Source organism: Vibrio sp. 10N.222.49.A3 (assembly GCF_041475145.1).
Lineage (GTDB): Bacteria > Pseudomonadota > Gammaproteobacteria > Enterobacterales > Vibrionaceae > Vibrio > Vibrio tasmaniensis_A.
In genome coordinates this window covers 1-19,669 of record NZ_JBFRVM010000027.1, presented here as the reverse complement: position 1 = coordinate 19,669, position 19,669 = coordinate 1, and the positions used below count along the sequence as shown (strand labels likewise).

Genomic DNA, 19,669 nt, shown 5'->3' with positions numbered 1-19,669 from the left:
AATGAGCTATCAACCACTTTTACTTAACTTTGAGGAAGCAGCAGAGCTTCGTAAAGAACTTGGCAAGGATAGCCTTTTAGGTAACGCACTGACTCGCGACATTAAACAAACTGACGCTTACATGGCGGAAGTTGGCATTGAAGTACCAGGTCACGGTGAAGGCGGCGGTTACGAGCACAACCGTCACAAGCAAAACTACATCCATATGGATCTAGCGGGCCGTTTGTTCCTTATCACTGAGGAAACAAAGTACCGTGATTACATCGTTGATATGCTAACAGCGTACGCGACGGTGTACCCAACACTTGAAAGCAACGTAAGCCGTGACTCTAACCCTCCGGGTAAGCTGTTCCACCAAACGTTGAACGAAAACATGTGGATGCTTTACGCTTCTTGTGCGTACAGCTGCATCTACCACACCATTTCTGAAGAACAAAAGCGTCTGATTGAAGACGATCTTCTTAAGCAAATGATCGAAATGTTTGTTGTTACTTACGCACACGACTTCGATATCGTACACAACCACGGCTTATGGGCTGTGGCAGCGGTAGGTATCTGTGGTTACGCAATCAACGATCAAGAGTCAGTAGACAAAGCGCTTTACGGCCTGAAACTCGACAAAGTAAGCGGCGGTTTCTTAGCGCAACTTGACCAACTGTTTTCGCCAGACGGCTACTACATGGAAGGTCCTTACTACCACCGTTTCTCACTACGTCCAATCTACTTGTTCGCAGAAGCGATTGAACGTCGTCAGCCAGATCTTGGTATTTATGAATTCAACGACTCAGTGATCAAGACAACGTCTTACGCGGTATTTAAAACGGCATTCCCAGACGGTACATTGCCAGCTCTGAACGATTCATCGAAGACGATTTCTATTAACGATGAAGGCGTCATTATGGCAACGTCTGTGTGTTACCACCGCTATGAGCAGACTGAAACTTTACTTGGTATGGCTAATCACCAACAAGATGTTTGGGTCCATGTTTCAGGTAAAACGCTATCTGACGCTGTCAATGCAGCAGACGACATCAAAGCATTCAACTGGGGTAGCCTGTTTGTAACGGACGGCCCTGAAGGCGAAAAAGGCGGCGTAAGCATTCTTCGTCACCGTGACGAACAAGACGACGACACGATGGCGTTGATTTGGTTTGGTCAACACGGCAGCGATCACCAGTACCACTCTGCGCTAGACCACGGTCACTACGATGGGCTACACCTAAGCGTATTCAACCGTGGCCACGAAGTGCTGCACGATTACGGCTTCGGTCGCTGGGTAAACGTTGAGCCTAAGTTTGGCGGTCGTTACATCCCAGAGAACAAGTCTTACTGTAAGCAGACAGTTGCTCACAACACAGTAACGGTTGATCAGAAAACACAGAACAACTTCGATACGGCATTGGCTGAATCTAAGTTTGGTCAGAAGCACTTCTTCGTAGCAGACGACCAGTCTCTGCAAGGTATGAGCGGCACAATTTCTGAGTACTACACCGGCGTAGACATGCAACGCAGCGTGATTCTTGCTGAACTTCCTGAGTTCGAGAAGCCACTAGTTATCGATGTATACCGTATCGAAGCTGACGCTGAACACCAGTACGACCTACCCGTTCACCACTCGGGTCAAATCATCCGTACTGACTTCGACTACAACATCGAAAGCACGCTGAAGCCGCTAGGTGAAGACAACGGTTACCAGCACTTATGGAACGTTGCTTCAGGCAAAGTGAACCAAGAGGGCTCTCTGGTGAGCTGGCTACATGACAGCAGTTACTACAGCCTAGTAACCAGTGCGAATGCGGGCAGTGAAGTAATCTTTGCTCGCACTGGTGCTAACGATCCAGACTTTAACCTTAAGAGTGAGCCTGCGCTTATCTTACGTCAGTCTGGTCAAAACCACGTGTTTGCTTCTGTACTAGAAACGCATGGTTACTTTAACGAGTCTATCGAAGCCTCTGTAGGCGCCCGTGGTCTGGTTAAATCAGTGTCTGTTGTGGGCCATAACAGTGTCGGGACTGTTGTTCGCATTCAGACTACTTCTGGTAACACTTACCATTACGGTATTTCAAACCAAGCTGAAGACACGCAGCAAGCAACTCACACTGTTGAGTTCGCGGGTGAGGCATACTCGTGGGAAGGATCATTTGCTCAACTGTAAATGATTAACATACATGCTGTTTAACGAGGGCATGTATTGATGTGGTGCTTTGCGGGAACGAAGCATCACATTGAAATTCAGTCGTGATTGAAAAATCGTTCGTTGATACCAACAACGACTGAAACATCGGGAATAAGTCAAACCGAGTAACTCACTGCGAGTTGCTCGGTTTTTTTATTCGTGTGGTTTGAGGGTGAGATCGTTTGAATTAATTGGATTCAATTTACATCTGATGTTTAGGGTTGATGACTAGGGGCTGTTGACCTTTCGTGGTTAAGTTTTGTTCGAGATAAAATCGTTTTAGGCGCGGCGAAGAGTATGTAGCTTAGTCATTCTAAGCAAATATTCTTCAACAAAGCATAAAACGATTTTAGCCGAACCCTTCGGGCAGCTCTTGTGGTTCATTTCTACAGCGTTATCGGCTTTTCATGTAGGCCAGCTACACGTCAAAGCCTCTTCCTTGTATAAATTTTCCACAAGATGCTACAAAACCCAGCTCGAAAGATCAACAGCCCCTAAATTTAGAGAAACGTTTAATGCTGCAGCGGCGCATTGACAACGAAACGATTTAACAAAATGAACGTTGTTATCTGGTTCTACGAGTATTGTTACGATAACTTCCAATGACTTTTAGAACTTATAAGTAATACAATTGGTGGTGTTGTATTGTCCGAAATTTATTACTTACTGGATAAGGTTGTTGAAAAATGACAGTGTTTTTGCCGCATTATTCTTGACTCGGCAAGTTCTTGTTGTGAGCTACTCTAGTACCTTTAGGGGGCAGGGAAAGGTGTCAGACGCTTTGATTTATTGGGGGGAACTTTAAGAGTGTGCCTGACTCATTTTTCTTTGGTCAGAACGATAGGAATGTACACTAATTAAACCTATCAAGCTTTATCAGTAAGTGATTTACTGATTCGTATCCGGTTAGATATTGTCGGATATGAAGGACGAAAGACTGAGTTGCTATCTGATTTGTCACTTATTAATCACAAGACCTATTCTTTGGGTTTATATGAGGCCAATTCGATAAGTGATGTCAGTATCCGCATTCGAAATTCATGCGCTGGATCACGCACGAAAGTCCTAAAACGGTTGCCTTAGCGGATTCGGCTAGTTATTATAATGAGCATATAATCATACAATAACATATTTGGAGTTGAACATGACTAAACCTGTAATCGGTTTCATTGGCCTAGGTCTTATGGGCGGCAACATGGTTGAAAACCTGCAAACACGCGGTTACCACGTAAACGTAATGGATCTAAGCGAAGAAGCGATGGCTCGTGTTACTGCTCGTGGCAATGCTACAGCTTTCACTTCCGCTAAAAAGCTTGCAGCTGCAAGTGATATTGTTCAGTTTTGCCTTACCACCTCTGCTGTTGTTGAAAAAATCGTTTACGGCGAAGACGGTGTTCTAGCGGGCATCAAAGAAGGTGCAGTACTCGTAGACTTCGGTACGTCTATCCCTGCTTCTACTAAGCAAATCGGCGCAGCTCTTGCTGAAAAAGGCGCGGGTATGATCGACGCACCTCTAGGTCGTACTCCAGCCCATGCTAAAGATGGTCTTCTGAACATCATGGCTGCTGGCGACATGGAAACTTTCAACAAAGTTAAACCTGTTCTTGAAGAGCAAGGCGAAAACGTATTCCACCTTGGCGCTCTAGGTGCTGGTCACGTGACTAAGCTTGTAAACAACTTCATGGGTATGACAACGGTTGCGACTATGTCTCAAGCTTTCGCTGTCGCTCAACGCGCTGGTGTTGATGGTCAGCAATTGTTTGACATTATGTCTGCAGGTCCATCTAACTCTCCGTTCATGCAATTCTGTAAATTCTACGCGGTAGACGGCGAAGAGAAGCTAGGTTTCTCTGTTGCTAACGCAAACAAAGATCTTGGTTACTTCCTTGCTCTTTGCGAAGAGCTAGGTACTGAGTCTCTAATCGCTCAAGGTACCGCAACAAGCCTACAAGCTGCTGTAGATGCTGGCCTTGGTCAAAACGACGTACCAGTAATCTTCGACTACTTCGCTAAACTAGAGAAGTAATCACGTCGTTTAGACACGGTTGGATAAAGAACCTGCTCATTTGAGTGGGTTTTTTTATGCTTGTTTTTAGACATTCTTGGAACGATATTTTTTAAGGAAGTGTACTTAATGAAGAGTGGGAAGAATGAAAACGGGTTTGTAGAGTTGGGTATCTGATTCGCTAATGTGTTGAACATGAACATGAACATGAACATGAACATGAACATAAGGATCAACTGGTGATATGAGATTATGAAATTACAAGGCGATGTTTGCCCAATAATTAGTATATAGACACACGTATTGTCAGGTATTGCTCAAAGAGGGCAATAACCCGAACGATAACCCACTCAACGCCATTTGATAATGAGGAATATACGGTGACTAGCAAGGTTACCATTATTGTTTACTAGGACTTAATGCAGCCTTATTCTTTATGGCGTAGTGAAATGTCTAGGCTCTTCGTTTGAGCTATATCGATCTAAATGAGATAAGCCTGAGACTACACAAGCAGTTCAGACATTTTATCGGGACAGTAACTTTGTTACTTTTTGGTGGCGATCAGTCATACATCAATTCGTTGGCTTTGTTTGAGTCGAACTCTCTCAATGACTTGCGAGCAAGATGTCTGAAGGGCAGCGCTTTTACTAACTCTTCAAAGGGCTGAATGGCAAATGCCCAAAAGATAGAGCCGTCTAATCCAAAGATGATCAATGCACACAATGGAATTGAAATTACCCATTGACCAGTAAAGTTGATTTTGAAGACTGCGGTTGTTTTTCCTAGTGCTCTCAATACATTTCCATGGACTGTGTTGTAGCCACGGACAATCGGCAAGAAGATGTAGAGTGGGGCGATAACGGCCAATGCTTGATAGGTAGACTCATCCAAGTTAGGGTAAATGTCACCAATAACCAGACTTAATCCTGCGAACAAGATTGCACACACAAAAGAAATGACGACCGCAATATCAATACTGGTATCGACGTTTTTGACTAGGTCATCCATCTTTTTAGAGCCAATCGCTTGGCTGATAGTAATTGCGGAAGAGTGAGCCCAAGCAGTAATAAATTGAGAGACAGCCCTGATCCAAGGCATCACCAAAGTAATCGCAACATACGCGTTGATGTTAAGTTGCGAATACAGTAACTGATAAATCGTTGCGCCAATCAATAGCATGGTTACATTTGCTGCGACAGGGAATATCTCGATAAAGTGACGACGAACGTTTGTCATGAACTCAGATCGCAGGGCGTCTAATTTGAGTGAAATTGCCGAGCTCAAATACACGCAAAGAACCAGATACACAAGGCGAAGGGTGATAGCAATAACACTGCCTAGCGCGGCGCCTTGAACACCAATACCTTCGAAATTTGAAAAGCCGTGAATGAGTCCATAAGAAAGTACAGCGTTGATCGGCAATTCAATCAAATACCCTTTAAACGGTATTTTGGTTCTTCCTAATGCATTAAATAGGGCGATAATTACTTGCGTTAATGCTGTGAAAATGACGAGATACTTTGAGATATCAAGGTAGTGGCTGATTTCTAAGTAAAGGGCTTTATCGTCGGTTAAGGCTTGAATTAAAGGCTGTTCTAAAAAGGTGAGCAGAAACCAAAATATTGTCGCGATACCTAAGTTGATGAACAGACCTGCCCAAAACGCTTTGGATAATGAAGCGGTAATGCCAGAACCCACGGCGCGGCTCAATACTAGCTGAGTGCCGTTTGCCAGCGCCATTTGAATACCGAGTACAAAGGCAACCATAGTGGTCGCAATTCCCATGGCAGCCAAAGGTATTTCACCAAGAGGAGAAACCAGCAGCGTATCGATCATCAACATCGACTGCATCAATATACCGTTTAGGGCTAGGGGCCAGGCGAGAGAGAAATTTTTCCTTACATACGATTGTGTAGACACAAACAACACCTTATGTGTGTAACCGTAAGTTTTCTCTGAGAGGACCCGAGTTCAACATTTAAAGATGAAACACTACGGTAATGGATGGTTAAAAATGGGCGCTAAAACTGACTGACTCGTGTATTGGGATACACGAGTCAGTCTGGTCAATCTTGGTTATGCGATGGCTAATTCAACCCTAGACAGCTTTTGATTTTCATCATCAAGTAAAGCTTGAGAGGCTATTCGAGCCTGATTCGCATTGCCTGACATAATCGCATCGTATATCGCTTTGTGCTCTTCTAAACAGAAGCGACCGCCTTCGGCAGAGTGGTCGATAAACTGTTTGAAAATTGTCGAAAGAATGTTCGCGAACGGAATGTAAAACTGGTTACCCGTCGATAAGAAAATCGTTTGGTGAAACAGATGATCGTTGGTTGTCCACTCTTGATAATCAAAGCCGTTTGCGGCAATGGTCATCTTTTGGAAAAGGATCGAAAGCTCTTTGCGTTGCTCTACCGTAGCGTTGGATGCCGCAAGCGCACATGCTTCTGGGTCAATCGCTTTTCTTAAGCCCAAGAATTGAGATAAGAAGGGTTTGGTGTCTTCTAAATCTTGGATCCAATACAGTAATTGAGGATCTAAAAAGTGCCATTGCGTTCTTGGTTTGATACGAGTGCCCACTTTAGGCTTTGATTCAATCAACCCTTTTGCTGAAAGCAGCTTAGTGGATTCTCGAAGGGCAGTTCTGCTGACTCCAAAGATCTCGCACAACTCCATTTCGCTAGGTAACTTCTGATTTTCTTTCAGCTCGCCAGACAAGATTTTGCGAGCAATTTGTCTCGCGACTTGGACATGAATTCGGCGGCTTGAATCTTCCACCAATGAAAATATAGCCATATAAACCACCTCAGGCTGACGTATTAAGTATAAAAACAGCGGATAGATTTAAGTTAGCGCGACTTTAAGCTTGAGGGATAATGCTTGTAGCGGCTATCGAGTCAAACATCTACAGTCACCTATTATTTTAATAAATCATACAATAACACCTAGTTCAATCAAGTGTACAACGATAGAAATGCGTCGCAGTGAAGGGGAACTCACAAGTTAAGGTGATTTTTGTGATGTTACGCATGCCAAAATTGCGTAAATAGGAACTATTTGTATGTATAAATAAGAAGGTACGACTGGTAGTGATAAGCTTCTAAAAGTTTGTGGGATTTTGATAGAACCATAGAGTATAAGGGAGCTCACGTTATTATCCCCCTCATTTGGTGCATTATACTTTCAGTGCTATAGTACGAGTTAAATAATACATATCTAATAAGTAAGTAGACTCATGGCAGAAACTTTCAAATCTATTTCAGGCTCTAAGCGAAGCCTTCATGTGCAGGTGGCACGTGAAATCGCTCGTGGTATTTTGTCGGGTAATTTACCTCAGGGTTCGATTATCCCTGGTGAGATGGCTCTGTGTGAGCAGTTTGGTATTAGCCGCACGGCGTTGCGAGAGGCGGTGAAACTTCTAACTTCAAAAGGCCTTTTAGAGTCACGCCCTAAAATCGGCACTCGCGTTGTTGATCGTGCATACTGGAACTTTTTAGATCCTCAGCTTATCGAATGGATGGATGGACTAGCTGATACCGATCAGTTTTGTCATCAGTTTTTAGGTTTACGTCGTGCGATTGAACCTGAAGCGTGTGCATTGGCAGCTAAGTTTGCAACTGCAGAGCAACGTATTGAATTATCAGAAATTTTCCAAAAAATGGTAGAAATTTCTAGCGAAGAAACGCTTGATCAAGCTCGCTGGTTAGATATTGATATGAAGTTCCATAGCCTTATCTTCAATGCAACGGGTAATGATTTCTACTTACCGTTTGGCAACATATTGACGACGATGTTTGTTAACTTTATTGTGCACTCTTCAGAAGAAGGCAGCACATGCATTAACGAACATCGCGCAATATACGAAGCCATTATGGCAGGCAATAGTGATAAAGCACGCCAAGTTTCGGCAAGTCACTTGCAAGAATCAAACCACCGATTGCCTGTAACAAGCTAACTGAAAGCACTTGATGTGCCCTTACAAATTTTAAAGCACGCATTTAGCGTGCTTTTTTGTATCTGTATTTTTATGTTTCTGACATTGCACTTCTTATTCTGATCTCTAAAACTTGATCAATTCTGCTATTCAACCTAAAAATCAACTCGCAACTCGATATATTAATTATATAATAATACTAATCAAACAAATGCGAGTATGGTTATGCCTCAATCTCTTTTGCCAAATATTCTTCAATTTATCGGTCAGATAGATCCTTTCGATAAGATCCCTAAACAAGCACTTCGTGAACTTGCCTCCAATGTTCAGATCACTTATCTCGGCAAGGGGGATGTGGTTGATCTATGTGAGTCGGGTAAAGAAAAGTCGCTTTACATCATCCGAACTGGTTCTATGGAGCAAAGAAAGTCAGACGGTGTACTTCGTGCTCGTTTAGGCAGTGAAGACTTGTTCGGCTTTACGTTCTTAGATTCTGAAGTTAATGACGAGAAAGGCTACAGAGCGATCGCAATCGAAAATAGCTTACTTTATGTGATTCCACATTCGGCGCTTCAAGCGTTGTTCAAGGCATTCCCAAGCTGCGCAGAACACTTTGCATCACAGGCGCAGGTTCGGTTGAAGTCGGCACTTGATGTTGTGTGGTCAAATAAAGAAAAAGGCTTGTTCATTCGTAAGGTTGAAGAAGTGGCAAGCGGGCAGGTGGCTATCGTTAAGTCTGAACAAACTATTCAGTCGGTCGCGGTTGAAATGCTTCATCAACGCTCGCCATGTGCCGTGATCTATGAGGGTGAAACCATTGTTGGTTTGATTACTGACCGTGACATGACTAAGCGAGTGATCGCCCACGGTGTCAGCACTGATAGCCTGATCTCCGAGGTGATGACGCATTCTCCACTGACGGTAAAACCGGATGATCTGGTGCTGCATGCTGCGTCTATAATGATGCAATTCAACATCCGTAACTTGCCCGTTGTGAAAGAGAATAAGGTCGTTGGTCTTCTCACTACGTCTCACTTAGTTCAAAACCACCGTGTCCAAGCGATCTTCTTAATCGAGAAAATCAAATACGCGGGCAGTGTGAAAACCATGTCTTCGTTTACCCCAGAGCGACAAGCTATTTTTGAAGCGCTGGTGGAAGGCAAGGTTGCACCGGAAACCGTAGGTAAGGTCATGACCATGATTATGGACGCCTACACACGCCGATTGATTCAGATAGCGATTGATAAGTTAGGCCCACCACCTTGTGATTTTTCTTGGATTGTTGCGGGCTCGCACGCTCGTAATGAAGTCCATATGCTGTCGGATCAAGATAGTGCGATTGTACTCTCTGACGATGCGACAGACAGTGACCGTATTTACTTCAAACATTTAGCGATGATGGTGACTAACGGATTAGCGAGTTGTGATTATCCATTGTGTCCGGGTAAATTCATGGCTGCGACACCAAAATGGTGTCAGCCACTCAGCGTTTGGAAGCACTACTACAAGAAGTGGGTGGCTAACCCTGAGTACGAACGCTTACTCAACATCAGTGTGTTCCTAGAAATTCGAACCATCTATGGCAACAGTGAGTTCGAAGGCATTCTTCGTGATGAGTTGCATTCTAACATTCGCAGTAACCGTGAGTTTTTAAGCACACTAGTGAAAGATGCGGTAAACACCAACCCGCCATTGGGTATTTTCAATAGTTTGGTTCTAGAGAAATCGGGTGAGAACAAGAAAACACTCAATGTGAAGAAGTACGCCATTAACTTGATTATTGATCTTGCGCGTATTTACGGATTAGCGGTGGAATGTGATTTGTCAGCAACCGATGAACGTTTCGCAGCTGCCAATGAAAAAGGCATGCTGAGCGACGACGCATTCAAGAACATTCTGGGCTCTTACCAGTTCATTCTCTCTTTCCGATTTGGTCATCAACTTGAAGCGCTGAAGAACGGGGATGTGCCTGACAACAACATCAACCCAGATAGCTTTGGTAGCTTTGAGCGTAAACACTTGAAAGATGCCTTTAGGATCATTGCTGACCTTCAAGAAGCCGCGAAAATCCGTTTCGGAGCACGCTAATGAAATCGTTTTTAAATTACTTTCATCCTCTTGAGAAAATTAAGCGCACACGAAAGCAATATTTGAATACGGTTAAGCTGCCAGAGGCGTTACATGCTCTTGTGGATCAACCTTGCCCAGAGATGACGGACTTGGCCAAAGATAGCGAATATATCGTTTTAGATCTTGAAACTACAGGCTTAGACAGCGAGCAAGACCTTATTCTATCTATGGGTTGGGTCGATGTGGTCAAGGGGCGAATAGACTTAGCGTCCGCCAAGCATATTTATCTGGATAACGATTCGCAGATCAATGCTGAAACTGCAGTTATCAACCACATCACACCACAAATGCTGGAAGAGGGCGCTTCAATTCATGATGCTATGCTGACGTTTTTCGAAGCCGCAAAAGGTAAGATCATCGTCGCGCACGCTTGTGTGGTCGAAGAGAAGTTCATTAGCCAGTATCTATTAAGATGCTATGGCTTAAGGCAGTTGCCTTTACTTTGGCTAGATACACTATGTATTGAGAAGAGCATGGAGAAAGCGATCAGTAACCATGAAGAGGTGGATTTAACTCTAGCGGGTACGCGAGACAGGTATGGGCTTCCTGAGTACAACAGCCACAATGCATTAGCCGATGCCGTTTCGACAGCGGAATTGTTTTTGGCTCAGCAGAAGCGAGTCGTGCCTAATGATGAAGTGACACTTTCCTTTTTATATCGGATCAGCCGTTAGGGTTGTACCTTCCTGTAAGTGAATCATTGTTGAATGACCTGATTTGAAAGAAGAAAAGCCAGCGATTAAGCTGGCTTTTGTTTAGGTCTTAGAAAATTAGGACAGTAATTATCTTAGATTATTTATATAGCTATCGATTAGAAGCTGTAAGTTAGACCAACACGGCTACGCAGTTCACGAGTCGCTTTAGTCGATGAAGTACTCACATCACCAAACTCTACATATGGTGCCCATTGACCCATAATGTGGCGAATACTTGCATTTAACTCGTAGTTTGTATCATCGTTGTCGTAGATGTTGTAATCATCTGCTTTGTAGTAGTTACCTTCAAAACCGAAACGCCAGTTCTCCATTGAGTAGTTGATGTTTGCTGTTAAGCGATGGCGACGTTGGTTTTCATCGTTTTGATAAGTTAAGTAGCCGTTATCTAAGATTGGCTTGCCGTCTGAGTCAGTTGCAATTGATTTTGTGTTCTGTCTCATATCGTAACGGTAACGTGCACTTAGGCTTAAACCGTCAATGCTGTCGACACTGTATGTCGCGCGAACTTGAGGTTTGTATGTGACACCAGACTCGCGACCTTCTATTGGCATACCGTAAGTCATCGTCCAGTTATCGTTAAGCACATGGCGATAATTAAGACCAAGTTCCCAACCATTATTCTTCAAATCTTCCATAAACTCGCCGTCTTCTCCCTTGAATTTCGCTTCGATATCTACAAGGAAGTTGCCAATGCTATCGCCCAGTTTTACACGAGTAGCGTGTTGATCTGTATGACTCTTGTATTCGTGTCTCATATCGAAAGACGCCGCAGATACAGAGCCAGCAGCGAGTACAGATGCCACAGCAATCACGATTTTAGTTTTATTCATGGTATTAATTCCATATTTATAGGTTGAGTATTGGCCTCAAGTTCGAGCCAAATAGGGTAATTCGTTTGATTAATGCAACAGTCTTTTTGAATCTGTTGAATTCGCCGAGTCCTGTTTGCATTAAAATAATACAAATATGCTATAGATAATGTGAAGGTCGATCTGTGAATTAGATCTTGTTGTTATCATAAATCTCATTTACACAGATCGTTACAAATTGATAGGATTAAGTAATCCATTGTTTTAAAAGAATAAATATTAATTTATTTGTTAGGGCTTCTTTCTGTAATGTGCGCTATAGCAAAAATAGTAATGTTTCACTGTAGATTTTATTTGTAATACATTATTGTTCTTGGCGTTCGAGTGGTGGGTGAATAAGATCACTATGATGGCTGAGCGACAAAGCTGATCTTGAATTTGAGATTGGTATGAGGGCAGGTTGTCTAATGCTGTCGGATGAACCATCGACGATGTGAATTTTTGAATGAATTGAAACATGTGGGCTTTATCTGTTTTGGGGACAGTAAGCTAGAGGTGGAGAAGGCTGTCAGTCTTCAGTCTATGTTAAAACAAATAATTAAGGTGTTTTAGGTGACACCTTAATTATTGCTCCCAACTATTCTAATTATAACTTCTGCTTTCGTTTAGAAAGGTAGGACATGGTAGTGAAGATCTGCCCTTGCGCTCATGTTGATACAGGCAACATGAGCGTTTTTTTGTCTGAAATTTGAGTTGAGGGTTATCTGGGGCATCTATCAAGACGATTAACGATTAAGCTTTTCGGTTGCTCACCGCACGTTCAAGTGAATCCGTTTGACCCACTACTGCAGTTGCACTTTTCAATGTATCAGGTACGAAGAGGTGAGGTTGATAGATAAGATCAACGTTATTCACGCTGAGATTACCTCTGAAAAGTAGCCTCATGACAATGCAGTCCGTTCTAGTAATATGCGCTCAGGAAGAGCAGTGCTATGGGCCAATTATACAGGATTTAGGACAGTCTCAGTAAACTAGCCCTTAGCACAAACTTATACTGGACTAGCTTTCTGTCGGCATCCAAACTTGTTTAGACGTGATTTTGTGGTCTTTAAAGGTCAGTTCTTCAACCTTGTCACCGTTAGTATTCCAGCGAGTGAGTTTCCCGTTTGCTACTTCGCCTTCATCAAATTTCGCTTGGCTAGCCTTATTGCCATTAGGGTAGTAGTTCGTTACTAATCCATTTGTTTTCCCGTGACTGAATTCGGCTGTTAGGCTTTGTTCGCCATTCGGATACCAACGAGAGCCAGCACCCGACAGCTCATTGTCTTTATAGCTGAGCTCAGCTTTTTTCTGACCGTTGGGATACCAGGTTTCAGCCTTGCCTTGCAGTTTACCTTTAACGTAATTCACTTTAGAAGCGACTTGGCCATTCTGATACCAATTTGTTTCTAACCCAAGTTCTAGACCATCGGAAAATTGGGCTTTGGTCGCGATTTGGCCGTTATCGAACTTCTCTTCAAATTGGCCAGTAAATGGCTTTGAATGGTTGACTTGGTAAGCCACGCCTTTTCGCATCTGCAAATAGTCAACAACAACATCATCATTGCTGGTGGCTGCATAGCTCATAGAAGACATCGTACTAAGAGCAATTAAGATTGGAACGTATTTCTTCATAATGACACCTTTTTAATGGACGAGAGAAACTGTAACGGGTGTGTTAAAAGCATTTCACTTCCGTGTATCCCTGTCAGTATCTAATAGTGGTTTTCAAGTTTTCATTATTAGCTACCTAATATAGGGAACTTTTAAAAGCAAATATCCAATCATATTTGTACTACAAATATGTTGGTTTGATTCATTTTTATAAATTATATCTAACGATTTTTTTGTTGTTCGCATTTGAGCTTTGACCGTGACGAATAATAATTTTTAACGAGTATTCTTTGATTTTTAGAGACTTTGTTCATGTTTTTCGGGGTTTTTGTCGAAATCCACTACGGATGGCTGCACTCACTTGAGGAATTATGCTCGTAGGTGGTGCAACTTTGAACTCGATCACTTGTATGATTAATTGAGTGTCAGACTGTAAGATCACTGTCACGCATTTGGATTATTGTAGTACAAATATGCTTGCCATCTATCTATAGTGACCTCAATAAAAAACATAAATAAAGGTCTCAAGATGGAACTCAATACCCTGATAGTTGGCATCTACTTCCTATTCTTAATTGCAATAGGGTGGATGTTCCGAACGTTTACAAGTACGACAAGTGATTACTTCCGTGGGGGAGGTAATATGCTGTGGTGGATGGTAGGTGCAACCGCATTTATGACCCAGTTCAGTGCTTGGACATTTACAGGTGCAGCAGGTAAAGCTTTTACCGATGGTTTTGCCGTAGCGATTATCTTCATCGCGAACGCATTCGGTTACCTAATGAACTACCTTTACTTCGCTCCGAAGTTCCGCCAACTGCGCGTTGTGACGGTAATTGAGGCGATTCGTATGCGTTTTGGTAAGGTGAATGAGCAAGTATTTACTTGGTCTGGCATGCCAAACAGCGTTATCTCTGCTGGTATCTGGTTGAACGGCCTTGCGATCATCGCATCGGGTATCTTCGGCTTTGATATGACAACGACGATTGTCCTAACGGGTCTGGTTGTACTGGTAATGTCAGTAACAGGCGGCTCTTGGGCGGTAATCGCATCTGACTTTATGCAGATGGTTATCATCATGGCGGTAACGGTAACGTGTGCTGTAGTAGCGGTCTACCACGGTGGCGGTGTCACGCAAATCATCAATGATTTCCCAACCGATTCATTTATTACGGGTGATAACCTTAACTACCTAAGCATTTTCAGCATCTGGGCGGTGTTCATCTTCTTGAAGCAGTTCAGTATCACCAATAACATGCTGAACTCTTACCGTTACCTTGCAGCGAAAGACTCAAACAACGCACGTAAAGCGGCACTGCTTGCTTGTGTACTAATGACGCTTGGTCCAATCATCTGGTTCATGCCTTCTTGGTTCATGGCAGGTCAAGGTGTTGATTTAGCAGCAGCTTACCCAGAAGCTGGCAGCAAAGCCGCTGACTTCGCTTACCTTTACTTTGTTCAAGAATACATGCCTGCAGGTATGGTTGGCCTTCTGATTGCCGCTATGTTTGCTGCGACTATGTCTTCAATGGACTCTGGTCTAAACCGTAACTCAGGTATTTTTGTTAAGAACTTCTACGAGCCGATTCTTCGTCCTAAAGCGACAGAGAAAGAGCTAATGGTTGTTTCTAAGCTAACGTCTACTTTCTTCGGCATCGCGATCATCTTGGTTGCTCTGTTCATCAACTCTCTTAAAGGTCTGAGCCTTTTCGACACCATGATGTACGTGGGCGCATTGATCGGCTTCCCTATGACAATTCCAGCATTCTGTGGCTTTTTCATCCGTAAAACACCGGATTGGGCAGGTTGGGGTACGCTAGTAGTCGGTGGTGTGGTTTCTTACTTCGTTGGTTTCGTTATCACAGCGGACATGATTCAAAACTGGTTCGGTCTAAACGAACTAACTGGCCGTGAGTGGGCTGACCTGAAAGTGGCTATCGGCCTTATCGGTCACATCGTATTTACTGCTGGCTTCTTCGTTCTTTCAACACTGTTCTACAAGCCATTACCGGAACACCGTGAGAAAGACGTCGACAAGTTCTTCAATAACCTAGCGACACCGTTAGTTGCTGAGAGTAATGAACAGAAGAAACTGGATAACAAGCAACGTCGTATGTTGGGTTCACTTATCGCGGTAGCGGGTGTGGGCGTAATGACTATGTTTGTACTGCCAAACCCAATGTGGGGACGCATGGTATTCGTTCTGTGTGGTTTGATTGTGTTCTCTGTCGGTCTGTTACTTGTTAAAGCGGTCGATGACAAAGTCGAGCAACAAGACGAAGTGACGCCAGCCGAAGGCTAATTCCTTTTAAATCAAAAACTATAACTTTTTACAGCGGCTACCGATTGCGGTAGCCGTTCGTTTGAACTGCCAAAGTTTAATGTGATATGTACGGAGAGCTTTTGAAAATCACTCAATAAGCTTTCTGGCTTTAGCTCATACTGAAATAATTTAAAAAGCCCCAATAGGTAAATGCTTATTGGGGCTTTTTAGTGTTCTGTTTCTAGGCTCAAGGCGTAACGTTTAAGCCTAGGATTTATACTTATGCAGCAGTTCCCAAGGGATATTGCACAAGTGGTGATCTTCAGGGAACTGGCTTAGGTGATGTTGGTGGATATCATCACTGGCAACATAGTGAGTTAACGGCAATATCTCGAGTGCGATACGGTCTGCGTCATCACGAGATGCAATGTAGCTCGCAGCTTCTGATAAGTGCAAGGCGCTAGTGCTGTATACACCCGTGCGATATTTCTCGCCTACATCAACCCCTTGTTTGTTTACGCTGTATGGGTCGATGATCTCAAACAGATGCTCCATCAAAACCGTGACTGACGTGGTGCTCGGATCAAACTCAATCTGGACACACTCCGCGTAGCCATCGTAATCGCTTTGTGTGCCATTGCATTGCGTGCTATCGCATTGTGTCGTCCCGTTTTCTGTTAGCTGGGCGCTTCCATTGGCACGGCCTGCTTCTGTGCAGATAACACCAGGAACGTACTTAATAAATTCCTGTACGCCCCATAAGCAACCGCCAGCTAAATAAATTTGTTCCATACTTACCTTTTACTTCTCTGTGTTTGTTGATGTTTGTTCGATGCGTGAATCAATACGATGATACCCGCACGTATAAAAAAGCGTCTATAAAAATGAGCGCGCAAATAAAAACAAGCGTTTAGGCATTGTAAACCTGTGCGACTGAACAAACATAAGTTTAATATGATTTGTGATTATATAAGTCAGTATTGCTTTGTCATCAACTCGAATCTCAACATCAAGTGAGCGTAACTCTAAACATGTTTGACCAAATAAAAGACTTCATTAATCCGAGCAAGAACCCAGATCTTACTCAGGCCCATGAATACCAGCGTCAGCATCTGGCGACATTGTGGCTATTGGGAAAAACGGGGGCGGGCAAGTCATCGTTTATTCAAGCGGTCACGGGGGACTCCTCTGTTGAAGTCGGCAATGGTTTTGCGCCTTGTACCATGACGGCGATGTCTTACGAATTCCCACAAGACAAACCGGTGATGCGCTTTCTCGATACCAGAGGACTAAGCGAAGCGAATTATGATGCGAAAGAGGATCTGGAAGAGATTGGTCAGGCAGGTAATGCGTTAGTCGTTGTAATGAAAGCCGACGAACCTGAACAATCCTCAGTGCTTGCGGCTCTAAAGCAGATTAAGAAACAGAAGAAAATTAAACACTTGCTGCTTGTTCATACTGCAGTGTTGTCTTCCGGTGAACCAGATCGAGCAAGGCAGGTTCAGTTCAACACCAACCAAGTAGAGAAGGCTTGGGGTAAAGAGTTTGAATCGGTAGCGGTCGATTTCGAAACGGATGAGTCGAGCAATAACAGTGGTTCAATTTACAACTATGACATCTTGTTAGAAAAGCTGACCAGTATTCTTCCGGTGATCGGAATGATGGTGCAAGACAAAGAGCATTCCACGCAAGAAGAAGCCAACTTTGATCAAGTAGAAAACGAAGTGCTTTGGTATGCGGGAAGTGCGGCAGCGAGCGACCTGATTCCGGGTGTTGGGTTGGTGTCGGTACCTGCGATTCAAGCGAAAATGCTTCATAGCTTGGCGAATCAATATGGGGTTGAGTGGAACAAGAGAGTCTTCAGTGAGTTGATAGGCACTCTGGGAAGCAGCTTTGCGTTGCAATACGGAATGAAGCTGGGCACTCGACAGTTGATAAAGCTGATTCCAGTTTATGGTCAAACGGTAGGGGCGGTGGCTGCAGCGGCAATGAGTTTCGGCACCTCTTATGGTTTAGGTCGCGCGGCTTGTTTTTACTTCTATCATAAGAACAAAGGCGAAGAAGTGTCTGAAGAAGATATGCAGAAGATCTACAAAGAATCCCTGAAAAAAGGAAAGGCGGCGTCGGGCTATGAAGAAAATTAGAAACCTATTTCGATTACTGGCGGTGCTATCGAGCGGTCGTTGGGGTATTGCTCTGATTTCTGCCATCTTCCCAAGCATTATCATGATGGGTTTTGGTGTCTTCTTGGCGATCAAATACGGTTACCTACTCGAAATGTCGATTGCCATTGCCGTGAGTGCCTTGGTATTCACCATTCCCTTGTTCATTTCTAGTCGTTCTTCACGCGATTCTTCAAGCCACTCTTCACGCCGATCTTCAAGTACGGAGCCCTTCTCAAATAAAGAGAGCGACGGCCTTGGCGAGGGAAGTTCTGAAGCTGAATCACAACATAACAAAGCTGATATCAACGATGCATTGGTTAAGGCTTCGACTGATTGGTCTCAAAAAGAACTGTCGATCTGGAATGATTCAAAACACCATGTACGCCAACAATTAATGGTCGACATAGAGTGGGGCAACCTAGACCAAACCGGTTTAGAAGTACTTGAGTTTGTGGCGAAAAAGTTTGATAAGAAATCGCTCGATTTCTCGATTCCTGAAGGGCTAAAACTCTTCGAAGAGGTCAGCCGACGCTACAAACTGGTAGTGCGAGAGCATATACCGGGCATTGAGTATCTCAAGGTTTCTTACATTAAGGCGGGCTACGAAGCCTATGACAAATATGGCGAACTAGGGCAGAAGATCGTTAAGGCCGCTATTTGGGGGAATCACCTCAAAAACCTCTATTTGAACCCGCTAAAAGTTGTTTCTGATATAGGGAGAGAGCAAGCGACATCTTCAATGACAAGAGGTGTGGTTGATGACATGCAATACGCCGCTAAACAAGCCTTATTAGATGAAGTGGCGACGGTGGCGATTGATCTCTATAGCGGACGTTTCAGCATTGAAGATGAAGCACTTAAAGCGTCCGATGTTTCTGAACTCGACGAACAACGCTTTGCTCCTGAGTTAGAGCCTGTGCGAATCGTGCTGGTTGGGCAAACAAGTTCGGGTAAATCTTCACTTATCAACGCTCTTAAGCAAGAGCTGGTTGCCGAGGTCGATGTTCTACCATCAACCGATACATCAACCGTCTACAACGCGTTTGTCGACGATAATGATGTTCGCGTGGTTGATCTTCAAGGGCTTGATGGCAATCCTAAAACCGAAGCGCAGATGCTTAAAGAGATGACCCAAGCCGATGTGGTGCTGTGGGTACTTAAAGCCAATCAGTCTGCACGTGATTTGGATAAGCAGTTGAAAGATAGATTTGATGCTTTCTATGATGATCCTAAGAACATCTCACGCAAGAAGCCGATTGTGGTGTCAGTTGTGAATCAGGTAGACCGATTAAAGCCTGTAGACGATTGGCAACCACCGTATGACTTAGAGAATCCAATATCGACCAAAGCAAAGATCATTGCTCAAGCGCTCGAATACAATCATATATTGCTGCAAACCGATATCGTGTTACCGCTGGCGATTGCGCCAGAAAAGGTACAGTTTGGTTTAGATACTTTAAGGCAGACGTTGATCGAGCGTATCGCTGACGCAAATAACGTGCAGAGAAACCGCCAACGTTTAGAAGCCATGAAAAGAGGCACGTCGGTTAAAGGCCAACTGAATAAAGCGGTCAAGGCGGGTAAGAAGGTGGCACCAAGTGCGTTGAAAGCCGCGACTCCGAAGTTAGCTGAAATGGCGATTAAACAAGTGGTTAAGAAGAAGTAAGTCATTCACTGCGAATACGGTTCTGGTGAGGTTTGAGCCTCATCAGAGCTTGGCGTTTTTAGCTTAGTAGATTTCTAGAAGATAGCTTTTTAGAAAACAGCCATCTTCGCCTCTTATTAGAGAGATATTGAGGGCTTTGTTGCGTAATT

At 43.7% G+C, this 19,669-nt stretch carries 14 protein-coding genes; 8 read left to right on the top strand and 6 right to left on the bottom strand.

Translation table 11 applies throughout. The features are described 5' to 3' along the window. The first annotated feature begins 1 nt into the window (after position 1). Together AB4589_RS04830 and AB4589_RS04825 are read left to right on the top strand one after the other, a co-directional pair. Complete coding sequence (locus AB4589_RS04830; protein WP_372099593.1) at positions 2-2,155, top strand: heparinase II/III family protein; 2,154 nt, start codon at positions 2-4, stop codon at positions 2,153-2,155. 1,165 nt (positions 2,156-3,320) lie between these two features. Beyond that, on the top strand, positions 3,321-4,202 hold the full coding sequence (locus AB4589_RS04825; RefSeq protein WP_372099591.1) for an NAD(P)-dependent oxidoreductase: 882 nt from the start codon (positions 3,321-3,323) through the stop codon (positions 4,200-4,202). 540 nt (positions 4,203-4,742) lie between these two features. Here the strand turns inward: AB4589_RS04825 and AB4589_RS04820 are convergent. Together AB4589_RS04820 and AB4589_RS04815 are read right to left on the bottom strand one after the other, a co-directional pair. Next, entirely contained in the window at positions 4,743-6,110 is a 1,368-nt protein-coding gene (locus AB4589_RS04820; RefSeq protein ID WP_372099589.1) for an MATE family efflux transporter, read from the bottom strand. 147 nt (positions 6,111-6,257) lie between these two features. Then, a complete protein-coding gene (locus tag AB4589_RS04815) occupies positions 6,258-6,980 on the bottom strand; it encodes a FadR/GntR family transcriptional regulator (protein WP_372099587.1) in 723 nt (240 codons plus the stop codon). A gap of 439 nt (positions 6,981-7,419) precedes the next feature. Here AB4589_RS04815 and AB4589_RS04810 point away from each other — a divergent pair, with 439 nt between their 5' ends. From AB4589_RS04810 to AB4589_RS04800, 3 genes are all read left to right on the top strand, one after another. Further along, positions 7,420-8,139 (top strand): FadR/GntR family transcriptional regulator, encoded by a 720-nt coding sequence (locus AB4589_RS04810; RefSeq protein ID WP_009846525.1) that lies wholly within the window; start codon positions 7,420-7,422, stop codon positions 8,137-8,139. A gap of 204 nt (positions 8,140-8,343) precedes the next feature. Continuing rightward, a complete protein-coding gene (locus tag AB4589_RS04805; protein WP_017103045.1) occupies positions 8,344-10,206 on the top strand; it encodes a DUF294 nucleotidyltransferase-like domain-containing protein in 1,863 nt (620 codons plus the stop codon). Beyond that, positions 10,206-10,922, top strand: coding sequence for a 3'-5' exonuclease (locus tag AB4589_RS04800; protein WP_009846527.1), 717 nt, complete (start codon positions 10,206-10,208; stop codon positions 10,920-10,922). Before AB4589_RS04805 ends, AB4589_RS04800 begins: the two co-directional genes overlap by 1 nt. A gap of 137 nt (positions 10,923-11,059) precedes the next feature. Here the strand turns inward: AB4589_RS04800 and AB4589_RS04795 are convergent, their stop codons facing one another. The 3 genes from AB4589_RS04795 to AB4589_RS04785 form a co-directional block, all read right to left on the bottom strand. Then, positions 11,060-11,794, bottom strand: a complete 735-nt coding sequence (locus AB4589_RS04795; protein ID WP_009846528.1) for an oligogalacturonate-specific porin KdgM family protein — start codon at positions 11,792-11,794, stop codon at positions 11,060-11,062. A 771-nt stretch (positions 11,795-12,565) separates the two neighbouring features. Beyond that, positions 12,566-12,688, bottom strand: coding sequence for a hypothetical protein (locus tag AB4589_RS04790; RefSeq protein WP_372099584.1), 123 nt, complete (start codon positions 12,686-12,688; stop codon positions 12,566-12,568). Positions 12,689-12,832: 144 nt separating this feature from the next. Beyond that, positions 12,833-13,447 (bottom strand): toxin-antitoxin system YwqK family antitoxin, encoded by a 615-nt coding sequence (locus tag AB4589_RS04785; protein ID WP_017103043.1) that lies wholly within the window; start codon positions 13,445-13,447, stop codon positions 12,833-12,835. Positions 13,448-13,955: 508 nt separating this feature from the next. Here AB4589_RS04785 and AB4589_RS04780 point away from each other — a divergent pair. Further along, entirely contained in the window at positions 13,956-15,728 is a 1,773-nt protein-coding gene (locus AB4589_RS04780; protein ID WP_372099582.1) for a sodium:solute symporter family transporter, read from the top strand. A 228-nt stretch (positions 15,729-15,956) separates the two neighbouring features. Here AB4589_RS04780 and AB4589_RS04775 read toward each other — a convergent pair whose 3' ends face one another. Beyond that, positions 15,957-16,481: a peptide-methionine (S)-S-oxide reductase gene (locus AB4589_RS04775; RefSeq protein WP_372099580.1), complete on the bottom strand. Its 525-nt coding sequence runs from the start codon at positions 16,479-16,481 to the stop codon at positions 15,957-15,959. A gap of 239 nt (positions 16,482-16,720) precedes the next feature. Here AB4589_RS04775 and AB4589_RS04770 point away from each other — a divergent pair, with 239 nt between their 5' ends. Together AB4589_RS04770 and AB4589_RS04765 are read left to right on the top strand one after the other, a co-directional pair. Then, positions 16,721-17,833, top strand: coding sequence for a YcjF family protein (locus AB4589_RS04770; RefSeq protein ID WP_372099578.1), 1,113 nt, complete (start codon positions 16,721-16,723; stop codon positions 17,831-17,833). Then, on the top strand, positions 17,820-19,520 hold the full coding sequence (locus AB4589_RS04765; protein WP_372099576.1) for a GTPase family protein: 1,701 nt from the start codon (positions 17,820-17,822) through the stop codon (positions 19,518-19,520). Before AB4589_RS04770 ends, AB4589_RS04765 begins: the two co-directional genes overlap by 14 nt. The last annotated feature ends 149 nt before the right edge of the window (positions 19,521-19,669 follow it).